Source organism: Streptomyces sp. NPDC005195, assembly GCF_040608315.1.
Classification (GTDB): Bacteria; Actinomycetota; Actinomycetes; order Streptomycetales; family Streptomycetaceae; genus Streptomyces; species Streptomyces kaempferi.
Genome location: NZ_JBEXHZ010000268.1, coordinates 1 through 2,035 on the forward strand (window position 1 = coordinate 1; position 2,035 = coordinate 2,035).

1 protein-coding gene and 1 pseudogene are annotated in these 2,035 nt (G+C 73.5%); both read right to left on the minus strand.

The features are described 5' to 3' along the window. Positions 1-1,295: acyl-CoA dehydrogenase family protein (locus ABZV34_RS38830; RefSeq protein ID WP_356287820.1), on the minus strand; the 1,295-nt coding region annotated here is incomplete at its 3' end. Between the two features lie 2 nt (positions 1,296-1,297). Next, positions 1,298-2,035: pseudogene (locus ABZV34_RS38835) on the minus strand (polyketide synthase); the annotation flags it as partial.

Here is a 2,035-nt window from a genome sequence, read left to right on the forward strand (position 1 = left end):
AAGGGCGGCAGCGGAGCGCCGGGGCGAAACAGTGCGGCGGGCGCCTCGGCACCGGTGAACCAGGACTTCTCGGCGAGGGAGCGCAGTTGCGGGATGATCGTCGCCTGGCAGGCGGCCGTGCCGGCGTGTCCGAGGCTGACCACCGGCACGTCGCGGATGTGTTTCTGGAAGATGCCGACGGTGCCCTCGCGGGTGTAGATCTGCGAGCCGAGCACCGTCGCCAGGTCGTACATGGTGTCGCTGAGCACCTGGGGCAGCAGCAGTTTGACCGCGGCGGAGTAGATGCTGGTCTCGGCGGGCAGCAGGTGCAGCGCCCGGGTGGCCACCACGGCCATGCAGTCGTAGAGCAGCAGGTTGACGAAGGCCCCGGCGAGGGTGCCCGCCGTGTGCTGCGGGTCGGTGGGGTCCAGGCCGGTGCGGCCGGGCCGTTGGCTGCGGTCGACCAGGACGGCGGTGCGCAGGCCGGTGTCCACCGCCGCGGACACCATGGAGGCCATGAGGGTGCGGCTGACCTGGAAGGAGCGCAGGGCGGTCACCACTCCGCCGCCCAGGGGGCCCAGCAGGCTGTCGCGGGGGACGGCGCAGGCGTCGAGTTCCACTCCGGCGAAGAAGCAGCCGCGCAGGCCGAGGGTGGCCGGGCGGCGGGTGACCCGGTAGCGGTCGGCGGGCAGGGTGTGCGGGTCGAGCAGCAGCACCGAGTGGGCGCCCGTGGTGCCCGGCTGCGGTTCGGTGCGGCAGAACAGCACCAGGGCGTCGGCGCGGTGCAGGTTGTTGATGACCGGTTTGACGCCGGTGACCGACAGGCCGTCGGCGTGCACCTCGGCGCGCACCCCGCTGCGGACGAAGTCGTTGGTGTGGGCGGTCTCGTGCTGGGCGATGGCCGCCTTGGAGCCCGACAGCAGCAGGCCCGCCAGCCAGGTCCGCTGGTCGGCGCTGCCCTGCATCCACACGTCGGAGGCGGCCATGAAGGTGGTCATGCCGTAGCCGGCCCCGAGGGCGACGTCGCGGCGGAAGACGGCGCGCATCACCCGCAGCAGGGTTTCGGCGGAGTCGAACCGGCCGCCCAGTTCCGTCGGCACGAACTCGCGGCTCATGCCGAAGTCGTCGAGCAGGCCCTCGGCGTCGGCGGACAGCGCGGCCCGCCGGTCGGCGTGCAGCAGGGCCCGGTAGCCGGCCGGGTTGGCCGGGTCGGCGGGGTCGCCGAGCAGCGCTTCCAGCCGGGCGACGCGGGCCGGGGCCTCGCTCGGGGGCAGGCCCTCGTGCAGGGGCGGCTGGGTCAGCAGCGCGGAGGTCACCACTAGCTGCTCCGGACCATGGTGGGGGCGCTCTCGCCGCTGGGCACCGCGGACGGTGTGATCAGGGCGCGCACGGCCGGGTCGAGGACGTCGTGGAGCGGGGTGATCTCACCGCGCAGGAACAGGGAGCGCATCAGGGTCCGCTGGATCTTGCCGCTGGTGGTGCGGCGCACGGTGCCGGGGCGGACGAGGACGACGTTGCCGGCGGGGACGTCGAAGTCCTGTCCGACGAGTGTCTGGATACCGCAGGCCAGTTCCCGCAGGCGGTCGGTGTCCGCACGGGGAAGGCGTGCCTCGTGGATCACTACGAGCTGCTCCCGGTCCGCTCCGACGGTGAACACCGCGCCGTGGCCGGCCGCGAGGGCGGGGCCGGTCTCCCGGATCGCCCACTCCACGTCCTGAGGGTAGATGTTGCGCCCGTTGAGGATGATGACTTCCTTCAAACGCCCGGTGATGTAGAGCTCGCCGTCGTCCACGGCGCCCAGGTCACCGGTGCGCAGGAAGGCGCCGGGGGTGCCCTCGGGGGTGCCCTCCAGCGTGGCGTGGAAGGTCTCGTCGGTCTCCAGGGGCTGGCGCCAGTAGCCCTGGGCGACGCTGTCGCCGCGCAGCCAGATCTCCCCGACGCGCCCGGGGGGCAGTTCCACGCCCGCCAGCGGGTCGACGACCCGCAGGTCGAAGTCGTGCGCCTGTCCCGAGCCGACCAGGGTGCGGGCGGCCGCGCCCTCGGCCGGGGCACGCAG